The sequence below is a fragment of the Rhodococcus sp. LMD genome (assembly GCF_056108245.1).
Window position 1 is genome coordinate 3,885,576 of sequence record NZ_CM148557.1, and the last position, 19,178, is coordinate 3,904,753.

General features: G+C 71.8%; 21 protein-coding genes. 2 read left to right on the top strand and 19 right to left on the bottom strand.

Annotated elements, in window-relative coordinates; genetic code table 11:
• Positions 1 to 8: 8 nt before the first annotated feature.
• On the bottom strand, positions 9 to 1,151 hold the full coding sequence (locus ACWPQI_RS17715) for a PQQ-dependent sugar dehydrogenase (protein ID WP_202637480.1): 1,143 nt from the start codon (positions 1,149 to 1,151) through the stop codon (positions 9 to 11).
• Between the two features lie 71 nt (positions 1,152 to 1,222).
• Positions 1,223 to 2,665 (bottom strand): MFS transporter, encoded by a 1,443-nt coding sequence (locus tag ACWPQI_RS17720; protein WP_302069424.1) that lies wholly within the window; start codon positions 2,663 to 2,665, stop codon positions 1,223 to 1,225.
• Positions 2,666 to 2,723: 58 nt separating this feature from the next.
• Between ACWPQI_RS17720 and soxR the strand changes: the two genes are divergently transcribed.
• Positions 2,724 to 3,179 (top strand): redox-sensitive transcriptional activator SoxR, encoded by a 456-nt coding sequence (gene soxR, locus ACWPQI_RS17725; RefSeq protein ID WP_010592070.1) that lies wholly within the window; start codon positions 2,724 to 2,726, stop codon positions 3,177 to 3,179.
• Here soxR and ACWPQI_RS17730 read toward each other — a convergent pair.
• The 10 genes from ACWPQI_RS17730 to ACWPQI_RS17775 all read right to left on the bottom strand — a co-directional run bounded on the left by ACWPQI_RS17730 (position 3,176) and on the right by ACWPQI_RS17775 (position 12,493).
• Entirely contained in the window at positions 3,176 to 4,330 is a 1,155-nt protein-coding gene (locus ACWPQI_RS17730; protein WP_010592071.1) for a PQQ-dependent sugar dehydrogenase, read from the bottom strand. The genes soxR and ACWPQI_RS17730 overlap by 4 nt on opposite strands.
• Positions 4,331 to 4,350: 20 nt before the next feature.
• Entirely contained in the window at positions 4,351 to 4,635 is a 285-nt protein-coding gene (locus ACWPQI_RS17735; RefSeq protein ID WP_003937563.1) for a metal-sensitive transcriptional regulator, read from the bottom strand.
• A 25-nt stretch (positions 4,636 to 4,660) separates the two neighbouring features.
• Positions 4,661 to 5,146 carry a DUF3093 family protein gene (locus ACWPQI_RS17740; protein WP_010592072.1) on the bottom strand — a complete coding sequence of 162 codons (486 nt, stop codon included), beginning with the start codon at positions 5,144 to 5,146 and terminating at the stop codon, positions 4,661 to 4,663.
• Positions 5,147 to 5,350: 204 nt separating this feature from the next.
• A complete protein-coding gene (locus tag ACWPQI_RS17745) occupies positions 5,351 to 5,914 on the bottom strand; it encodes a hypothetical protein (protein ID WP_436799901.1) in 564 nt (187 codons plus the stop codon).
• The gene (gene hemB / locus ACWPQI_RS17750) at positions 5,911 to 6,888 is read right to left on the bottom strand and encodes a porphobilinogen synthase (RefSeq protein WP_010592074.1); all 978 of its coding nucleotides are present in this window, start codon (positions 6,886 to 6,888) and stop codon (positions 5,911 to 5,913) included. The genes ACWPQI_RS17745 and hemB overlap by 4 nt, the downstream gene beginning before the upstream one ends.
• 71 nt (positions 6,889 to 6,959) lie before the next feature.
• Positions 6,960 to 8,525, bottom strand: a complete 1,566-nt coding sequence (locus ACWPQI_RS17755) for a bifunctional uroporphyrinogen-III C-methyltransferase/uroporphyrinogen-III synthase (protein WP_474738414.1) — start codon at positions 8,523 to 8,525, stop codon at positions 6,960 to 6,962.
• Positions 8,526 to 8,588: 63 nt separating this feature from the next.
• Positions 8,589 to 9,602 (bottom strand): hydroxymethylbilane synthase, encoded by a 1,014-nt coding sequence (gene hemC, locus ACWPQI_RS17760; RefSeq protein WP_010592076.1) that lies wholly within the window; start codon positions 9,600 to 9,602, stop codon positions 8,589 to 8,591.
• Positions 9,599 to 11,053: a glutamyl-tRNA reductase gene (locus ACWPQI_RS17765; protein ID WP_010592077.1), complete on the bottom strand. Its 1,455-nt coding sequence runs from the start codon at positions 11,051 to 11,053 to the stop codon at positions 9,599 to 9,601. Before ACWPQI_RS17765 ends, hemC begins: the two co-directional genes overlap by 4 nt.
• Entirely contained in the window at positions 11,050 to 12,042 is a 993-nt protein-coding gene (locus ACWPQI_RS17770; protein WP_082900274.1) for a redox-sensing transcriptional repressor Rex, read from the bottom strand. The genes ACWPQI_RS17765 and ACWPQI_RS17770 overlap by 4 nt, the downstream gene beginning before the upstream one ends.
• A gap of 160 nt (positions 12,043 to 12,202) precedes the next feature.
• Positions 12,203 to 12,493, bottom strand: coding sequence for a glutaredoxin family protein (locus ACWPQI_RS17775; protein WP_010592079.1), 291 nt, complete (start codon positions 12,491 to 12,493; stop codon positions 12,203 to 12,205).
• Positions 12,494 to 12,678: 185 nt separating this feature from the next.
• Here ACWPQI_RS17775 and ACWPQI_RS17780 point away from each other — a divergent pair, with 185 nt between their 5' ends.
• Positions 12,679 to 13,695 (top strand): HAD family hydrolase, encoded by a 1,017-nt coding sequence (locus ACWPQI_RS17780; RefSeq protein WP_026137603.1) that lies wholly within the window; start codon positions 12,679 to 12,681, stop codon positions 13,693 to 13,695.
• A 9-nt stretch (positions 13,696 to 13,704) separates the two neighbouring features.
• Here the strand turns inward: ACWPQI_RS17780 and ACWPQI_RS17785 are convergent, their stop codons facing one another.
• The 7 genes from ACWPQI_RS17785 to ACWPQI_RS17815 form a co-directional block, all read right to left on the bottom strand.
• On the bottom strand, positions 13,705 to 14,721 hold the full coding sequence (locus ACWPQI_RS17785; protein WP_040270916.1) for a lysophospholipid acyltransferase family protein: 1,017 nt from the start codon (positions 14,719 to 14,721) through the stop codon (positions 13,705 to 13,707).
• Positions 14,718 to 15,788 carry an NAD-dependent epimerase/dehydratase family protein gene (locus ACWPQI_RS17790; RefSeq protein ID WP_017680052.1) on the bottom strand — a complete coding sequence of 357 codons (1,071 nt, stop codon included), beginning with the start codon at positions 15,786 to 15,788 and terminating at the stop codon, positions 14,718 to 14,720. The genes ACWPQI_RS17785 and ACWPQI_RS17790 overlap by 4 nt, the downstream gene beginning before the upstream one ends.
• A gap of 234 nt (positions 15,789 to 16,022) precedes the next feature.
• Complete coding sequence (locus ACWPQI_RS17795) at positions 16,023 to 16,124, bottom strand: 30S ribosomal protein bS22 (protein WP_003402602.1); 102 nt, start codon at positions 16,122 to 16,124, stop codon at positions 16,023 to 16,025.
• 202 nt (positions 16,125 to 16,326) lie between these two features.
• Positions 16,327 to 16,563, bottom strand: coding sequence for a helix-turn-helix domain-containing protein (locus ACWPQI_RS17800; protein WP_003937551.1), 237 nt, complete (start codon positions 16,561 to 16,563; stop codon positions 16,327 to 16,329).
• A gap of 121 nt (positions 16,564 to 16,684) precedes the next feature.
• Positions 16,685 to 17,503, bottom strand: coding sequence for a pyrroline-5-carboxylate reductase (proC, locus tag ACWPQI_RS17805; protein WP_026137606.1), 819 nt, complete (start codon positions 17,501 to 17,503; stop codon positions 16,685 to 16,687).
• Positions 17,504 to 17,552: 49 nt separating this feature from the next.
• Positions 17,553 to 18,407 carry a thioesterase family protein gene (locus ACWPQI_RS17810; RefSeq protein ID WP_017680054.1) on the bottom strand — a complete coding sequence of 285 codons (855 nt, stop codon included), beginning with the start codon at positions 18,405 to 18,407 and terminating at the stop codon, positions 17,553 to 17,555.
• Positions 18,404 to 19,153 carry a MerR family transcriptional regulator gene (locus ACWPQI_RS17815; protein ID WP_474738415.1) on the bottom strand — a complete coding sequence of 250 codons (750 nt, stop codon included), beginning with the start codon at positions 19,151 to 19,153 and terminating at the stop codon, positions 18,404 to 18,406. Before ACWPQI_RS17815 ends, ACWPQI_RS17810 begins: the two co-directional genes overlap by 4 nt.
• Positions 19,154 to 19,178 lie beyond the last annotated feature (25 nt).

Sequence of the window (19,178 nt, forward strand, 5' to 3'; positions counted from 1 at the left end):
TCGGCCTCTCAGTCGGCGGGTTCCACCAGCAGGACCCGGTCGTCGCGGCCGTTGTCCGTCGTGACGAGCAGCGCCCCGTCGGGTCGTGCGGTCACCGACCGCAGCCGGCCGAACCGCCCCTCGAGCGCCGTCGCGGTCTCGTCCACCGACCGGCCGTCGGCGGTGAGTTCGAGGAACAGCAGTTTCTCCTGCTGCTGGCTCGTGATCACCAGCGCGCCGTCCCAGCCCTGCCAGCCGGCGCCGGAGACGAACGTGCCGCCGGGAGTCGCGAGGGTGGGGGCACCGGAACTCCACACGGCCCCGATCGCTCCCGGCACGCGGGCCGGATCGGTCATGGGCACCGACTCGTCGTAGACGAACGGGAAGCGGTCGGGGCGGTACCCGTAGTTGCCGCCGGGCTGCAGGAGATTCACCTCGTCGTCGCGGACGGTGCCCTGCTCGACGGCATAGAGCTCGCCGCTCCCGGGACGCAGCGCCAGTCCCTGCACGTTGCGGTGCCCGAGAGTGAACACGGGGCTGCCCGGGTCGGGGTTTCCCGCCGCCGGGGTGCCGTCGGGATCGATGTGGAGCACCTTGCCGCCCAGGCTGTTCCGGTCCTGAGGCACCTGGGGGTGGGCGGTGTCGCCCGTCCCGACGAACAGCGACCCGTCGGGATGGGCGAGCAACCGGCACCCGCCGTGCCGGCCGCCCTGCCCGACCGGGATGCCGGCGAGCACCGTGGCGCCGCGGGTCAGCTCCGTCCATCCGGGATCGACCGTCCAGGACTGCACGCGGATGTCGGTGCCGTCGGGGCCGCGGTGGCCCTGACAGCTGTAGAGGGTCCGGCTCGTCCCGAAATCCGGTGCCAGCGCCAGACCCATCAGGCCGGTCTCGCCCTCGGCGTACAGGCCGGACAGGTCGGCGCGCACCTCCCGGATCCCACCGTCCGGATCCCGGACCACGAAGCGGCCCCGCCGTTCCCCGGTCAGGATCGTCCCGTCCGGAGCGGCGACGACGTCCCAGGGCTTGCTCAGCCCCTCCATCAGCGGCGTCACGGTCAGCTCGGGCAGCGCGCCCGCCTCGGGTGGCGCCGCGTGGGCGCTCGGCGTCCCGGCCGCGAGCACGCCGACTGCGATCGCCGCCGCACATCTCCCCGAGATTCGCACGCGCATCTCCTCGTCGTCGGATCCCGGCGATGCTACGGAAGACGATGCGCCGGACGGCGACGACACGCGCGGCGGCGTCAGATTCGTTCGGGTTCCGCTGCGGAGGCGTCCGCGGGTGCCGACCGGTTCCGGTGCGCGCGCGCCGGAACCGCGCGGCGCGCGGCGAGCACGCCGAGCACCGCCACGGCGGCGAACCCGAACAGCAGCAGCCGCGCCGAACGCACGTCGGACGGTTGTCCCGCGTTGACGAGGACTCCGGCCAGTGCTGCGCCGAACGCGTTCGCGATCAACTGGACGGTGTTGATCGCAGCGGACGCCTTGCCGCTGTCGCGCGGGTCGGCGACGGCGTTCATCGCGCCGACCGCGAGGTGCGGCCACGCGATGCCGATGCCCGCGCCCGCGACGACCAGTCCCGTGACCCACACCGTGACCGCAGCCGGTCCGGCCTCGTCACGCACGGCGGCCGCCATGAGCGCGAGACCGAGGCCGACGAGCACCGGAGCGCTCACCACGATGCGGCGCACGGTTCGGGGCGCGGACGCCGAGGCGCTCGGGATCTCGCCGAGCGTCCACCCCACCGCGAGGGCGGCGCCGAGGAAGCCGGCGGCCAGCGGCGCGAGGCCGGCGAGGCGCTGCCCGAACAACGGGACGAACGTCTCGGCGGTCGAGACGACCGCCAGCACTGCGATCGTCAGGTACACCCAGCGCAGCCGGGCGGTGGTGAACGTCGCCGCCGGCAGGATGCCGTGCGGGCTGCGGCGGTCGACGGCGACGAACGCGACCACGGCGGCGGACGCGACCGCGAGCAGGGCGATCGTGGGCGCACCGCCGGTCACGACGGCGGCCACGCCGACCGCCAGGGCCGCGGCGGTGAGCAGGGCCAGCGAAACGAGTGGAATCCTGCCGGCAGCGCGCGATCCGCGGGCGTGCGCCGGCAGGGCGAACGGCACCGCGGCTGCGACCGCGAGCGTGCAGACCAGTAACGCGCCGAACGCCCATCGCCAGGCGTGGAACTGGGCGAACACGCCGCCGACGGCGGGTCCCGCGAAGGTCCCCACACCCCACATCGCCGATACGAGCGCCGCGGCGCGGCTCCAGAGACGTTCCGGCAGAGCACTGTTCAGTACTGCGTAGCCGAGTCCGGCGAGCAGGCCGCCACCGAGCCCCTGGACCGCCCGGCCCGCCAGCAGCGCCTCCATGGACGGTGCGAGCGCGCACACGAGGGTGCCGGCCGCGAAAGACCTGAGCCCCACGAGGTAGGCGCCCCGGGGTCCGCGGACGGCGAGGGTCCGGGCCACGGCCGTCGAGGAGATCACCGACGCGAGCAGGAACACCGTCGCCGTCCACGCGTAGTAGGCGTGGCCGCCGATCTCCTCGACCGCGGTCGGCAGCAGGCTCGTGGTGAGGTACACGTTGGCGGCGTAGAGGGCAACTCCGCCGGCGAGAACCGCTGCCGTACCGAGGTATTCGCGTCCGAGAAGTTCCGACCAGGCGACGGCGCGAGTCGTGGATCCGTGCATGACGGTGACTGTAGAGTCTAAAGTGCACTCGAGATCAAGCGCGGGGAACGGAGTCGTGATGAGCCGCACGAGCGAAGAACTGCTGGCGATCGGTGAAGTCTCCCGGCGCACCGGAGCCGCCGTGTCTGCGATTCGCTACTACGAGTCGCTGGGACTCGTGACCGCACACCGCACCGCAGGCGGCACGCGCCGCTTCCCCCGGCACACGATCCGGCGCATCTCGATCATCCAGTTGGCGACCCGGTTCGGCATTCCGCTTGCCGAGGTGGCCGAGGTGTTCTCGGCGCTGCCGGCCGAACGGCCCCCGACCCGACGGGACTGGATGCGCATCTCACGGGCGTGGCACGAGCGACTCGAGGAGCGCAAGCAGGCGATCGACCGGATGCAGCGCGAACTGGCGGGGTGCATCGGCTGCGGCTGCCTGTCGCTGCAGGCGTGCACACTGTTCAATCCGGGCGATCGGCTGGGCAAGGACGGCGCGGGCGCGCGGCGCGTCGACCCAGGGGCACGTTAGACGGGGGCGATTCGCAGCACCCTGTCGTCGGAGCCGTTGTCGGTGGTGACGAGGAGCGAGCCGTCGGGCAGTGGGGTGAGCGACCGCAGGCGCCCGTACTCCCCCTCGAGCAGGTCGGTCGATTCGGTCACGCTGCGGCCGTCCTCGGACAGGCGCAGCAGCAGCAGCTTCTCGTCCTGCTGGCTGCTGACGACGAGCGCGCCGGACCACGGGCCCCACCCCGGTCCGGCCGCGAACGCCAGCGCGGGGGTGGCGATGGTGGGCGACCCGGAACTCCACACCGCCGGGATCGCGCCGGGGACGCGCTCGGGATCGGTCATCGGCACCGACTCGTCGTACATTCCGGGTTCCCGGTCGGGTCGCCAGCCGTAGTTGCCGCCCGGCACGAGCAGGTTGACCTCGTCGTCGCGGCTGCTGCCCTGCTCGACCGCGTAGAGCCGCCCGGTGCCGGGCTGCAGCGCCAGCCCCTGCACGTTGCGGTGGCCGAGGGTGAACACCACGCTGCCCGGGTCGGGGTTGCCGGGGGCCGGCGACCCGTCGGGGTTCAGGTGCAGCACCTTGCCGCCGAGGCTGCCGGGGTCCTGCGGCGCCGTCGGGCGGGTGGCGTCGCCCGTGCCGATGTACAGGGTGCCGTCCGGGTGCGCGAGGATGCGGCAGCCGGCGTGGCGGCCGCCGCGCGCGACGGGCAGCCCCTCCACGACGGTGCGCTGCCGCGTCATGGTGGTCCAGCCGGGATCGACGGTCCAGGCGTAGACGCGGACGTCGTCGGGGTCGCGGTGTCCCTGGCACGTGTAGACGGTGCGGCTGACCCCGAAGTCGACGGCGAGCGCGACGCCCATGAGGCCGGTCTCCCCCACCGCGTACAGGTCCGACAGGTCGGCGCGCAGCTCCTCGACGCGCCCGTCGGGCCGGCGGACGACGAACCGGCCCGAGCGTTCACCGGTCAGCAACGTCCCGTCGGGGGCCTGCACCACGTCCCACGGATGGTCGAGACCGTCGACGACGGTGGTGACGGTGACCCGCGGCGGGGTTCCCGCGTCGGGGACCGCGGTGGGTGCGCCCGAGAGCACCGTCCGCGCGGGCTCCTCCGACGCGCACGCGGTCAGCGCGCAGGCCAGCGCCGCAGCGCACAGTCCGTGGGCGATCCGCATGCCGATCGGCTCCTCGGTGGTCAGGGTTTGAGGACGAGGCGCGCTATGGCGTCCGAGGCCTCCTGGATCTTCGCGTCGGCCTCGGGTCCGCCCTGCCGGGCGGCGTCGACGACGCAGCCGGCCAGGTGCGCGTCGAGCAGCTTGAGCGAGACCGTCTGCAGGGCCTTGGTGACGGCGGAGACCTGGGTCAGGACGTCGATGCAGTAGCGGTCGTCCTCGATCATCCGGGCGATGCCCGCGACCTGCCCCTCGATGCGGCGCAGGCGCTTGAGCAGGTCCTCCTGGTGCGGGGTGTATCCGGCCATACTCGTATCGTACCCCTAGGGGGTATTAGAGCAAGGGCGGATCGGCGCGCTCGGCCAGCACCGCCTCGAGTTCGGACCGCAGCCGTTCGTGGTCCCGGGCCCACGCCCGCACCAGGGCGCCACCCCGCAACCGCAGGCCGACGGCCGTCCGGCCCCGCGGCACGTTCGCCAGCTCCCCCAACGGCCGGGCGGTCTCCCACCGCTCGGGATCCCGGGCCCGGGGATCGGCCGCGGACAGCACCGCCTCGATCTCCTCGAGCGGCAGTTCCTCGGTCCCGAGGCGCAGCGTCTTCGCGGTCAGCTCCACGCTCACGTGCCGCCGGGCCGCGACGACCATCACGTACGCGAAGCCGCTGAGCACCAGAGCGATCACCGGCAGTGCGACCCAGTGCACCACCGGCCCGGTCGCCAGTTCGACGACGAGCGCGACGAGGCACAGCACCGGCCCGAACGCCACGGTGCGCCAACGGCCACCGGGCTCGTGGAAGCGGGGCTCGGCCGACTCGTTCACGTCGTGATCAGGCGCTGAGCATGCCCGGAACGACGACCAGCACCAGCGTCACCACGCCCAGGACGGCGATGAGGCCGATCAGGACCAGCTCACGACGACGACCGTAGGGCCGGGGCTCCACCTGCATGAAAGTCCTCTTCGCTCGTCGGAAACGACCGCGCGGGCCGTGGGTCGTCAGACACCGTACTCCGCGCGCTCGTCGGGTCAGCTCGGGGGCAACCGGAGGAAGTACAGATTCGGCTCGCGGCGGTGCATGAGCACGATCGCCCCGACCGAACACACCCCCTGCAGGATGCTCACCAGACCGATCACGAGGCCGGCACCGCCGCCCAGCGCACCCACGCCGAACACCGTCGGGATCGCCGTGACGGTCAGGAAGACACCGATCATCGTGAGCAGCATGCGCGCCCAGTTCCGGCCGCGCCGCATCGCGAAGGCCACGAGCAGGAACAGGCCGGTGAACACGAGCCCCAGGACGGCGGTGATGCCGAATCCCAACGGCAGCAACGATTCCACCGTCTCGCGCGGCATGTCCACCGGTGGCGTCTGCCGGGCCAGTTCCGCCGTCATCTGGTCGACGAACTCGTCCCGGCGCTCCCACATCAGCAGCACACTCGCGCCGAGGTACACCAACCCCAGGACCGCGACCGCGCACCACAACTGGAACGCGGTCTCGACGTCCACGGGAGTGGGGCGCCGCTGCACCGGTGCCGGCCCGGGCGGGGTGTCCGGCGGCCCGGGCCACTGCGACGGTTCGGGCGTGCTCACGAGAGCCGGCCCGCGACCTCGGCCGCCCAGTACGTGAGCACGATGTCGGCACCGGCGCGGCGGATGCTCGTCAGCGACTCCAGGATCGCCGTGTCCCGGTCGATCCAGCCGTTCTGCGCGGCAGCGGTGATCATCGCGTACTCGCCCGAGATCTGATACGCCGCGACGGGCACGTCCGAGCGGTCGGCGACCTCGCGCAGCACGTCGAGGTACGACATCGCGGGTTTGACCATCACCAGGTCGGCGCCCTCGGCGAGATCGAGATCGACCTCGCGCAGCGCCTCCCGGCGGTTCGCCGGATCCTGCTGGTAGGTGCGCCGGTCGCCCTCGAGCGAGGACCCCACCGCGTCCCGGAACGGCCCGTAGAACGCGGAGGCGTACTTCGCGGAATACGCGATCTGCCCCACGTCCTGATGCCCCGCGGCGTCGAGCGCCGCGCGGATGGACGCGACCTGACCGTCCATCATCCCGCTCGGACCGAGCAGGTGCGCGCCGGCCTCGGCCTGCGCGACGGCCATCTCCGCGTACCGCTCGAGGGTGGCGTCGTTGTCCACCGCACCCGAGGCGCCCAGGACGCCGCAGTGACCGTGGTCGGTGAACTCGTCGAGGCACGTGTCGGCCATCAGGACCGTCGCATCGCCGAGTTCGGCGCGCAGGTCCCGCAGCGCACGGTTGAGCACGCCGTCGGGGTCGGTGCCGCCCGAGCCGCGGGCGTCCTTGTCCTCGGCTCGCGGCACGCCGAAGAGCATCAGCCCACCCACACCGGCTTCGACCGCCGCGGTCGCCGCGGCGGGCAGCGAATCGGGGGTGTGCTGGTACACACCGGGCATCGACGGGATCTCCCGCGGCGCGTCGAGGCCGTCGGCGACGAACATCGGCAGCACCAGATGCCGCGGCTCGAGGGAGGTTTCGGCAACCAGCCGGCGCATGGCCGGGGTGGTGCGCAGCCTGCGGGGACGGACATCGGGATACATCGGCGGACTCACCTTCCGGGCAAGCCGTGCGCGGTTCCGGTAGCGGGGGCTACCGGAACCGCGCACGGGGGTCAGCGGCGGGCGCGGGACTTCTTGCGGGGCGGCGGCAATGCGCCCTCGGCCCGCAGCCGGGCGGCGTGCTCGGCGAGCGCCTCCACCAGGGGACCGATCTGCGCGGTCTCCGGCTGCACGTCCACCCGCAGCCCGAACTCGATCGCGGTCTCCGCGGTCTTCGGCCCGATGCACGCGACGATGGTGCGCGCGTGCGGCTTACCCGCGATACCCACGAGGTTGCGGACCGTCGACGACGAGGTGAAGCACACCGCGTCGAACCCACCGGTCTTGATCATCTCGCGGGTCTCGGCCGGCGGCGGTGCCGCCCGCACCGTGCGGTAGGCAGTCACGTCGTCGATCTCCCAGCCCCGCTCGCGCAGGCCCTCCGCGAGGGTCTCGGTGGCGATGTCGGCGCGCGGCAGCAGCACTCGGTTGACCGGATCGAAAACGTCGTCGTACGGGGCGAATTCGGCCAGCAGCCCCTCGCTGGACTGTTCGCCCGAGGGCACCAGCTCGGGGGTGATCCCGAACGAGCGCACCTTGTCCGCGGTCGCCTGCCCGACACACGCGATCTTCACACCCGAGAAGGCGCGAGCGTCGAGGCCGAACGCCTCGAACTTCTCCCACACCGCGCGCACCGCGTTCGTGGAGGTGAACACCACCCACTGGTAGCGGCCGTCCACGAGTCCCTTGACGGCCCGCTCCATCTGGGCCGGACTGCGGGGCGGCTCCACCGCGATGGTCGGCACCTCGATCGGGATCGCTCCGTGCGTGACGAGCCGCTCGCTCATCTCCCCGGCCTGCTCCTTGGTGCGCGGCACCAGCACCGTCCACCCGTACAGGGCGCGGGACTCCCACCACGAGAGTTTGCCGCGCTGCGAGACGATCTTGCCGACGGTGACGACGAGCGGACCGACGAGCTCGGAACCGGCGTCGTTGAGCGTGGCGAGGGTGGCTTCGACGGTGCGCTGCTGCCGGGTCGTGCCACGGACGGTGATCGCCGCCGGGGTCTGCGGCGCGAGCCCGTGCTCGACGAGGGCGCTCGCAGTCTCCGCGAGATGACCGGACGTGGCGTGCAGCACCAGCGGGCCGGGCGCGGCGGCGAGCGCCGCCCAGTCCACCTCGCCGCGCACGTCGACCTCGGTGTGGCACGAGCCCAGCGCCATGCCGGCGTAGCTCGGCACGGCGGAGCCGGGGGTCAGGCCCGGCAGGACCTCGAACACCACGTGGGTGCGGGCGACGGCGTTGACCTCGGCGATCACCGAGTCGGTGGTCAGCGGGTCGCCGGCGACGAGGCGCACGACATCGTGGCCGTTCTTCGCCTCCGCGACGAGGGTCTTGGCGACCTCGGTGGGCTCGCCCAGCGCGGGACGCACCTCGGCGACGGGCTCCCCGGTCTCCGCGTCCCGGCGGGCGGTGGTGCCGACGAGCGCCACCACCCCCCTGTCGACGTCGGGGTCGGTGAAGGCGATCGTCGCGCCCGCGAGCACGTCGCGGGCGCGCACGGTCAGCAGAGCCGGGTCGCCCGGCCCAGCTCCCACGAACAGGATCCGTCCGGGATTGTGCTTACGGACTCGGCTCATCGGTCATTCTCCAGTGCGGTCGAATCTGCGGTAAAGGGAAACCTGGGGTGCGGGCGGACGGCGTCAAACATCGGCCGTGCCCTGTTCCGGCGCGTCGTCCCCCCGGCTGGTCATCAGCTCACGCGCACCGAGATCGAGCAACTCGCGAGCCACCGCCCGGCCCAGTTCCTCCGCGCGCGCGGTGGCGCCGACGGCGCTCGCGCGCAGCACATCCGAGCCGTCGAGGGCGGCGGCGCAGCCGCGCACGGACAGTTCCTCGATCACGCGGCCGTCGTCGTCGAGGGATTCGACGACCTCGGCAACGGCCCCGACGGGGGCGGTGCAGCCGGCCTCGAGCTCCGCGAGCAGCGCCCGCTCGGCGACGACTGCCGCGCGGCTGGCGCGGTCGTCGAGACCGGCGAGGATCTCGATCAGTGCGGTGTCCTCCGCGCGGCATTCGACCGCGAGAGCACCCTGGGAGGGCGCCGGCAGCATCTGCACCGGTTCGAGGGACTCGGTGATCCGGTCGAGGCGGCCGATACGCGAAAGTCCCGCGCGCGCAATGACGATGGCGTCCAGTTCGCCGGACGCGACCTTCCCGAGCCGGGTGTCGATGTTCCCGCGCAGCGGCCGGATGTCGAGGCCCAGACCCATGGCGGCGAGCTGGGCACGCCGCCGCGGCGCGGAGGTGCCCACCCGCGAGCCCGGCGGCAGCTCGCCGAGGACCAGCCCGTCGCGGGCGACGAGCGCGTCGCGCGGATCCTCACGCGGCGGCACGGCGGCGATCACCAGTCGCGGATCCTGCGCGGTCGGAAGGTCCTTGTACGAATGCACGGCCAGGTCGACGTCGCCGGCGAGCAGCGCCTCACGCAGCTCGGCGGTGAAGACGCCGACGCCGATCCGCTCGACCGGGCCCGCGGTGACGTCACCCTTGGTGGTGATGACGACCAGTTCGGCGGGATGGCCGGCGGCGATCAGCGCATCCCGGACGGTGCCCGCCTGCGTCGTCGCCAGCAGGCTGCCGCGCGTTCCGATCCGCAGCGTGCGGCTGCCGGTTCCGGCTTCGATCCGGGTGTCCGATGCGACCTCGGCGCTCATGCCTGCCTTTCCTCTCGAGAAGCTCCCAGTGCTCCGGGCGACTGCTTCCGGGGCGACCGCAGCTCCGTGGTGACGGCCGGATCCAGCGCGGCCGACAGGTCGGTCGCGCCGGTCACGTCGGGAAGAGCACCGAGTTCCTTCGCCACCGGGGTGGCGACGGCCTCGGCGGCACCCGGCCGCAATTCGAACAGCTCGCGCAGCGCCTCGGCGTACTGGTCGCCGCCCGGGGTGGACGCCAGCTGCTTGACCCGCACCGTCGGCGCGTGCAGCAGCTTGTCGACGACGCGGCGCACCGTGCGGGCCACCTCGCCGCGCTGGCCGTCGTCGAGCCCCGGCAACCGGGACTCGAGCCGCAGCAGTTCGCCCTCGACGACCTCGGCGGCGCGCTGACGCAGCGCGGTGACGGTGGGGGTGACCTCGGCCAGACGCTGGGAGGCGAGATAGTCGGCGAGTTCGGCGGCCACGATCGAACGCGCGGCGTCCGTATCGGAGGCGGCGGCGCCGGCCGCGGGATCGCGCTGCAGCGACTCCATGTCGAAGACGGTGACGCCGGGCAGACCCGAGACGGCCGGCTCCACGTCGCGCGGCAGGCCGAGATCGCAGATCACCAGCGGACGGGTGCCGCGCTCGGGCTGGGCGAGGGCCCGGTGTGCGTCGGCGAGAGTGACGACCGTACCGACCGCACCCGTGCAGGTGACGGCCACATCGGCCTGCGACAACGCGGCCGCGAGCCGGTCGAACGGCAGCACGTCGGCCTCGATGCCGTTGCCGCGGGCGGTCTCGGCGAGCCGCTCGGCGCGCTCCCGGGTCCGGTTGACCACCACGATGCGCGCGATCCCGGCGCGGGTGAGGTGCGCGACGGCGAGCCCGCCCATCGCGCCCGCACCGATCACGGCGGCGGTGCGGCCGGCCAGACCGTCGAGCACGGTCGCCGCCTTGTCCAGCGCCACCGACACCACGGACGCACCCGCCGCGTCGATGCCGGTCTCGGTGTGCACTCGCTTGCCCACGCGCAGCGCCTGCTGAGCCAGCTCGTGCAGGGCCCGGCCGGCAGCCTGCTGAGCGTCGGCACTCGCGTAGGCGGTACGGATCTGGCCGAGGATCTGCTGCTCACCGACCACCATCGAGTCCAGGCCGCTGGCCACGGCGAACAGGTGCTCGGCGGCCGCCTCGCTGTAGCGCACGTACGCGTGCTTGTGCAGATCCACGAGGGTCAGACCCGAGTGCTCGGCCATGAGCTCGCTCACGTCGGCCAGCGCGCCGTGGAACGCGTCGACCACCGCGTAGATCTCCACCCGGTTGCAGGTGGAGACGATCATCGCCTCCGAGATGTGGCCGGAGGCCATCATCTTGTCGGTGAGCTTGGGTCGGTCGGTGTCGGTGACGGCCACCTTTTCGAGCACCGAGACGGGCGCGGTCCTGTGCGAGACCCCGACGAGGAGAACACTCACGGCGCAATCACCGATCCGTTTCTTGTCGCTGCCGAGGCCACTGGGCTCGGCGTTCCTGATGCGGTGAATCCGGTCGCGCCCGGCGCGGTACGCCCGGTCGCGCTCGGCGCGGTGCGCCCGGTCGCGCTCGGCGCGGTGCGCCCGGTCGCGCTCGGCGCGGTGCGCCCGGTCGCGCTCGCTCTCTGGGCGGTGAGCCGGGACGCGCCGGTCGCGGCCCGTCGTGCTTCGCCCGACGCGACCCGGCGGATGTCGGGCAGACCGGCGCGACCGCCGTCCACCGGCGTGTCGTTGCGGGCGCTGTGAAACGAGAGGACCTGCATTTCCACGGACAGATCGACCCGCCGGACCTCGACATGGTCGGGTACCTCGAGCGGTGCCGCGGCGAAGCTCAGCACGGACCGGACGCCGGACCGCACCAGCAGGTCGCATACGCCCTGAGCAGCGTCGTCCGGGGTCGCGATCACGCCGATCGTGGCGGCGAGTTCGCGGGCGGCCGCTTCGAGCCCGTCGACGTGCCGGATGGTCAGGTTGCCCACCCGGGTGCCCACCCGCGCCGGGTCGGCGTCGAACAGTCCGGCCATCGTGAAGCCGCGGCGGTCGAACCCTGCGTAGCCGGCCAGTGCGCGACCGAGATTGCCGACGCCGACGAGGACCACGCGGTGTCCCCGGTCGAGGCCGAGCGCGTTCTCGATGCGGGCCTGCAGGCGCAGCACGTCGTACCCGACGCCACGCACCCCGTTGGGGCCGAGGAAGGACAGATCCTTGCGGAGTTTCGCGGAACCGACCCCGGATGCGGTGGCGAGTTCCTCGCTCGAGACGATGAGCGTGCCCTCGTCGGCGAGCATTCCGAGGACCCGCAGGTACGTCGCGAGACGCGTCACAGTAGCCTGGGGGATGTCCCGCACGGGGACACCGGGAGACGCACCCCCGTCGACTTCGGCGACGCCGCCGCGGGCGGCATCGCCCTGCGGGGGGTGCAGCTCTGTCACGTTCGTGGCTCCTCGTCCGGCCGACGGGTACACGTCGGTCCTCACGGTGATCCGGGGGATTCGTTCACACCACGGTAACCGCTTGTGAAGCCCTGCACAAAGTTGCTCGAACGGCCCCGAATGTGCTTCTCACCTGCACCACGGTTCCGCCCGACGGTGTTCAACCGGCCAGATCGGCCCGCAATCGTGCCTCGTCGACCTCCCAGTAACTGTGCTCCCGGCTGTCGAGCAGCACCACCGGCAGACGATCGCCGAATTCGGCGCGCAGGTCGGGATCCGTCGAGGCAGCCCGATCGACATCGATGCACGTCAGGCCCGCGCCGAACTCGTCGCACAGCTGCTCGAGCAGCGCCAGCGCGGGAGCGCAGGCGCCGCAGCCGGCTCGGACGAGGAGAGTGATCTCGTGGCGGGCGCCGGGTGTGGCGGCGGGCCCGGACAGGTGTTCGCTCATGAGGTCAACTGTGCGCCATACCCCGCCGAGACGAATGTCACACCCCCGGTCCACATGCGGCAACGCGCGGAGCGGGGCACGGCGCGGGCTAGGCTGAGGCGGTCTGCCACACACGACGGCCGGCCGCCGGCAAACCCGGCCGGCAGCACTCGACGGCACGGCCGTCGCGCAACAGGGAGGTGCAGGTGCCGGAACGTCCAGTGCCACACGGCTGGGGATTCGGCGAGAACCTGGCCGGTCGCGTCAGCGAGACCCTGGCCGGTCTGATCCGGCCGGGCCGGCGCCGGCTGTGGAGCAAGTTCGGCCCCAGCGAGGCCGAGGTCCGCGCGAACCTCGCCGGACAGGCGAGTGCCGATGCCGCGCTCGCCCTGCAGGAGGCCCGCACCGAAGCCGAGCCCGTCGGCATCTCGACGACTCCCGTTCCGCAGGATCTGACCGCGGCCGCGTTCTTCGACGTCGACAACACGATGGTGCAGGGCGCGTCGATCATCCACTTCGCGCGCGGACTCGCCGCCCGCGACTACTTCACCAAGTCCGACCTGGCCGAGTTCGCCTGGCAGCAGGTCAAGTTCCGGGTCACCGGCAAGGAGAACTCGGACGACGTCGCCAGCGGCCGCGAGAAGGCGCTGTCGTTCGTCGCCGGCCGGTCCACGGCGGAGCTGGCCCGCCTCGGCGAGGAGATCTACGACGAGATCATCGCGGACAAGATCTGGCCCGGCACTCGCGCGCTGGCGCAGATGCACCTCGACGCCGGGCAGCAGGTGTGGCTGGTGACCGCCACCCCGGTCGAACTGGCGAATGTCATCGCCGAGCGCCTCGGTCTGACCGGCGCCCTCGGCACCGTCGCCGAGTCGCAGGACGGCGTGTTCACCGGCCGTCTCGTCGGCGACATCCTGCACGGCCTGGGCAAGGCCCACGCGGTGCGGGCCCTGGCGATCCGCGAGGGACTGAACCTCAAGCGCTGCACGGCGTACTCCGACAGCCACAACGACGTACCCATGCTCTCGCTCGTCGGCACGCCGGTCGCCGTCAACCCCGACGCCGACCTGCGGGAACTCGCGAAGACCCGGGGGTGGGAGATCCGGGATTTCCGCACGGCCCGCAAGGCGGCGCGCATCGGCGTTCCGACGGCGCTGGCTCTCGGTGCCGCGGGGGGCGCGCTCGCCGCCGCTCTCGGCCGTCGCCGCGACTCCGCGGCGTGACGGCCGGACTCAACCGAGGAATACGTTGCGCCGTTTGGTGAGCAACCGGTACAGCGTCTGCTGGATGGTCTCCCGCACGTGGTCGGTCACCTCGAACAACACCATCGGATCCTCCACCGCGGCATCGTCGTAGACGTCGGTGGCGATCGGACTACCGAACTCGATGTACCACTTCGAGGGCAGCGGCACGATGCCCAGCGGGCCTAGGGCCGGGAACAACGGGGTGATCGGGAAGTACGGAAGACCGAGGAGCCGGGCGATGGACGTCAGGTCGGCGATCTTCGGGTAGATCTCCTCCGAACCCACGATCGAGCAGGGCACGATCGGTGCCTTCGTCTGGAGCGCAGCCGAGACGAAGCCCCCGCGCCCGAACCGCTGCAGCTTGTAGCGTTCGCTGAACGGCTTGCCGAGACCCTTGTACCCCTCGGGGAACACCGCGACCACCTGATCCTCGCGCAGGAGCCGCTCGGCGTCCGGATGGCACGCGAGGGTGTGCCCCGCCTTGCGGGTGACGCTGCCGACGACCGGCATACCGAAGGCGAGGTCGGCGGCGAGCATACGCAGGGGACGGTGGGCGAGGTCGTGCACCGCGACGGAGGTCATCAATGCGTCCACGGGCAAGGTGCCGGCATGGTTGGCGACGATCAGCGCGCGCCCGTCGGCCGGGATGTTCTCGATGCCCCGCACTTCGACACGGAACCACTTCTCGAACAGCGGCCGCAGCGCCGGCAGCAGGACGTTGTCGGTGAAATGCGGGTCGAAGCCGAAGTCGTCCACCTCGTAGTCGCCGGTGATCCGTCGCCGCAGGAACTCGGCGGTGCCGGTGATCTGCCCGACCAGTTTGTGCCGCAGGTCGTCGAGGAACCCGTCCGCCGCCGTCTCCTGCACCGGCGCCGCGGGCGGTTCGGGTGGGATCGGGGAGCCGTACGTCGACGGGTGACCGGAACCGGCGCCCGGGCGTGCACCCGCCCGTCGTGCCGACCCCGCTCCCCCGTGGAGTGGAATCACCTTGGCCACTTCTGTCATCGCGCCTCCATTCGCTCTCCGAGCGCCGAGAGCAGGATCGACTCGGTTCGATCGACCCATTCCGTCCTGACGACCTGCCGCAGCCCGACGCTGCGAGCGTAGTCGTCGAGGGCCTGCCTCGTGGTCCACCTCGGCTCGAAGCCGAGTTCGGTGCGCATCCGCGTGGTGTCCAGCCCGCGCCCGAAGTGGAAGTAGTCGAGTTCTTCCTTGTTGAACGACTTCATCACCGGCCCCATCAGCGCCTGCCCGACGGTGCGGAACAAGCCGTAGGGCATCGGCACGGTCAGTCCGCCGGCCCGCCGCACGGCCTGCGACATCATCACGATGCCGTCCCCGGCGACGTTGTAGGTCCCGGACTGGCCGGCGACGGTGGCTCGCTCGAGCGCCGAGAGCGCATCCTCCTCGTGCAGCAACTGCAACCGGGCATCGCGGCCGAGAATGGTGGGCACGATCGGGGAGGTGAGGTATCGCGAGACGGAGCCGGGCAGGTGGTTGCCCACCGTCGGGGCCAGGCGCAGGATCGTCGCCGCGATGTCCGGCCGCCGGCGTGCCATCCCGCGCAGGTAGCCCTCGACCTCGATCATGTCGCGGGCGAAGGCGCCGGTCGGACGGCGGCGCGCGCTCATCTCCTCGGTGAACTTCGCGGGGTCCTTCGCGCTCGATCCGTACACCACCGACGACGACCGCAGCACGACGCGTCGCACGGACGGGGTCTTCTGGCACACGGCGAACAACTGCATCGCGCCGAGGACGTTCATGTCCTTCATGGCGGCGCGACTGCCGGACTTCGGCGCCTTGGTGAGGGTGGACGTGTGGACGACGGTGTCGACGTCCATGTTCCGGATGACCTTGCCGATGAGGGGGTTGCGGATGTCGGCGAGCACGAACTCGGCGCGGCCCATGCGCCGCAGCATGTCCTTGGTGGGCGACTGGGTGTCGACCGCGATGACGCGTTCGACGTCCGGGTGCTGGGCCAGACGGGTGACCAGGTACCCGCCGAGGAATCGGCTCGCGCCGGTGACCAGAGCCACCCTCGGCGGGTCGATGCCGTCGATCTCCGAACTCACCCACTCACCCCCTGCTGTCACTCCGGTCTCTCACGATACGGTGACTCTCGCAACAAAGCATTACACCGGCGTAACCGATCACTGGAAAGACCCGGAGGCGGGACGTTCGTCCTCAGCCACCCGGACTCCGCATACCACCCGGATCGGGCGTTCCGCGGACGACCTCGTGACGGGCCGTCGGCACAGACGCTCGATGCCCGCCACCACACGGGTGACGGGCATCGGGGAATCGATCTACTTGCCGAGTTTACGACGCTGCACTCGGGTGCGGCGGAGCAGCTTACGGTGCTTCTTCTTCGACATGCGCTTGCGGCGCTTCTTGATCACAGAACCCATCTGGGTTTCCCTCACGTTCTCTCTAGCGTTCCTGCGCGCACGCCGGTGACGTACGCCTGTAGTCGACGCTGGGCCGCGTGGTGACGAGCTCAGCGCCTCACGACACCGGGTGGCCGGTACGACGACAAGCAATCGTACCGGGGCGGGTTTCGAGTAGTGAAACCGAGGTCCGCTCCGGGCTCCGATTGCGGCCGTCGACCGCTCAGCCGACGTCGAAGTAGGACGTTTCCAGGTAATCGTGCACGGCCTTGGCGTGCACCCGGAACGAACGTCCCACTCGCACGGCGGGCAGTTCCCCGCTGTGCACCAGCCTGTACACGGTCATCTTCGACACCCGCATCAGCGCCGCCACTTCGGCGACGGTGAGGAACTGGGTGCCGGAGAGAACCGACTGACCGTCCTCGGGTTGACCCTTCGACGGTTTGCTTCCAGATACCATTACACACCTCCGGCACGTCCCGCGCCGCCGGCTTCCCCTCCGGCGGAACAGACACGCACGTGCTCAATCGAGCTTAGCGTGACCAATGGTTCCCGTGCGACGATGCGGACGACCAATTTCCTCAATCGGCGGACGAACCGAGTGCCGCAGAGCGGTCCCGGGCGGCCGCGAGGGCCTCGTAGAACGCCGTCCGCACGCCGCCGCGCTCGAGTTCCCGGATCGCCGCCGCGGTGGTTCCACCCGGCGATGTCACCGCCGCGCGCAGGTCGGCGGCGTTCTCCCCCGACCGGGCGAGCATGGCCGCCGAGCCGGTCATCGTCTGCACCACGAGCTCGGTCGTCGTCGCCCGCGTCAGTCCCAGGGCGACGCCCGCGTCGATCATCGCCTCGGCGACGAGGAAGAAATATGCCGGACCGGAACCGGACACAGCGGTCACCGCGTCGATCTGGGACTCGGGAACCACCGTCACGGTCCCCACCGACTCCAGGACCTCACGTGCCAGCGCCAGGTGGTCGGGCTTGACGTGCCGGCCGGCGGCGATCACGCTCGCGCCCTCCCCCACCAGCATCGGGGTGTTGGGCATGACGCGCACAACCGGCGATCCGGCCGGCAGCCGGTTCTCGTACCGGGACGTGGGCACGCCGGCGACCAGCGACATCAGCAGCTTCTCGCGTTCGCTGTCGAGGTCTGCCTTGCCCAGATCGGCGAGCACGACGTCGACGTCGCCCGGCTTGACCGCGATCACCAGCACGTCCGCACCTTCGGCCGCGTCGGCGATCGAGTCGGTGACCCGGATCGAGTACTCGGCGGTGAGCTCCTCGCTCCGCGCCGGGAACTTCTCGACGACCACCAGATCCTTGGTCGCGAATCCACTCTGCAGCAGCCCCGAGACCAGCGCCTCACCGATCCTGCCGCCGCCGATCACCGCAATTCTCGTCATGGGCAACAGCCTGCCACGGCCGCTGCCGGGGCCCGCATCGCCCCGACGATCAGCGCGGGACCATGGCGAGCTGACGGCTCTGCACGACGACGGCGCCGGTGGCATCGACGACGGTGTGGTCCTCCTCGAACCAGGCGTTGCCCAGGACCGTGCTGTCGGCCATGATCCGCAGCCAGCCGGGCGCCGGCAGTCGCCGCAGGTACGCGGTGAGCTGCACGGTCGGCGCCCAGCCGAACAGGCCCCGGTTCATGGTGACCGGAGCCGAGATGTCCCCGGCCATGAGCGCGAACAGCGCGGCGGTGTCGACGTCGGCCTCGTCCCCCGGCCACGGCCGCGCCCACATCCGCACCACCGGTTCACCCTGCTCTCCCGCGAGGAAACGGGCACTGGTCTCGTCCACCACGAGGTCGGCGCCCCCGCACAGGTTCACCACCTGGGCCATCGGGTGGCCGGGGCCGATCAGCGGCGCGTCCGCGGGCGGCTGCACCGACAGTTCGGCCACCGGATGGGCAGTGGTGTATCGCGGCTCGCCGGTGTCGGGCCGACCGAGCGTCACCGAGGCACGGACCGCGACCCGATCGCCCTGCGAGAGCTCCACGTCGACGAGCCCGACCTGCTTCCCGAGCTTGCGGACGATGGTGGTCAGCTGGACGTCGCCCGGGTCGGGGGCGGCAACGAACCCGGCGCTGACCGCAAGAGGTTGCACCGCCGGATCGGCTCCCGCCGCCTGCGCCGCCGACCGGGCCGCCGCGGCGCACACCGCGAGCATGCAGCCCCCGTGGACCTTGGGGCCGATCGTCCAGACCGGGGCGATGTGCGCGAGCCAACGGTCGTCGCCGGCGGCGTCGAGCGTCGTCAGGTCGCGGAAGGGGTGGTTGCCGGGATCGGGCACGGTGTCGGTCATTGCTGCTCCTGTGAATCGGGGACGGGTCCGTCCTGTGAATCGGGGACGGGTCCGTCCGGTGAATCGGGGACGGGTCCGTCCGGTGAATCGGGGACGGGTCCGTCCGGTGAATCGGGGACGGGCGGGCCGGACTCGGTGAGGCGACGGGCGGCAAGGTGCTGGTGTGCGAGACGGCGCATCGCGGTGAGGACGGGTTCGTACAGGGCGGTGCCGAGGACCGCCGCCTCGACCGTCGCCTCCCGGGAGCGGGTGGGCAGCAGGTCGATGTCGATCTCGGCGATGCCGAGCACGTGCCGTCCGTAGACGTCGATGCGCTCGTCGCTCATCGTCAGGCCGGCGGAGTCGAGGGCGGCGAGGGCCCGCTCGAGCTGTGCGACGGCGGCGAACCGGGGGTCGTAGAGCTGACCGAGCCGTTCGAGGACGTGCCGGGCGCGCGGATAGTCGTGGGGTACGGACTCGCCGTCGCCCGGCGGGTAGGGCGGCAGCGCCGCGATGGCCCGGCCGAGGGCGACGAACAGCGACTCGTCGGTGCCGTCGAGGAGGCGGACGATCTCGCGGATGCGCGGCAGCGGCAGCCCCTGGGCGGCGAGCGCACGGATCAGCGCGAGGCGCCGCACGTGCCGCCCGTCGTACCGGGCCTGGGTGGCGCTGGTCGCCTCGCCCGGCATCAGCAGCCCCTCGCGCAGGTAGTACTTCACGGTCGCCAGCGGGACGCCGGTCCGGTCCACCAGTTCCGAGATCCGCATTGCCACCTCCCCTTGACAGTGGATA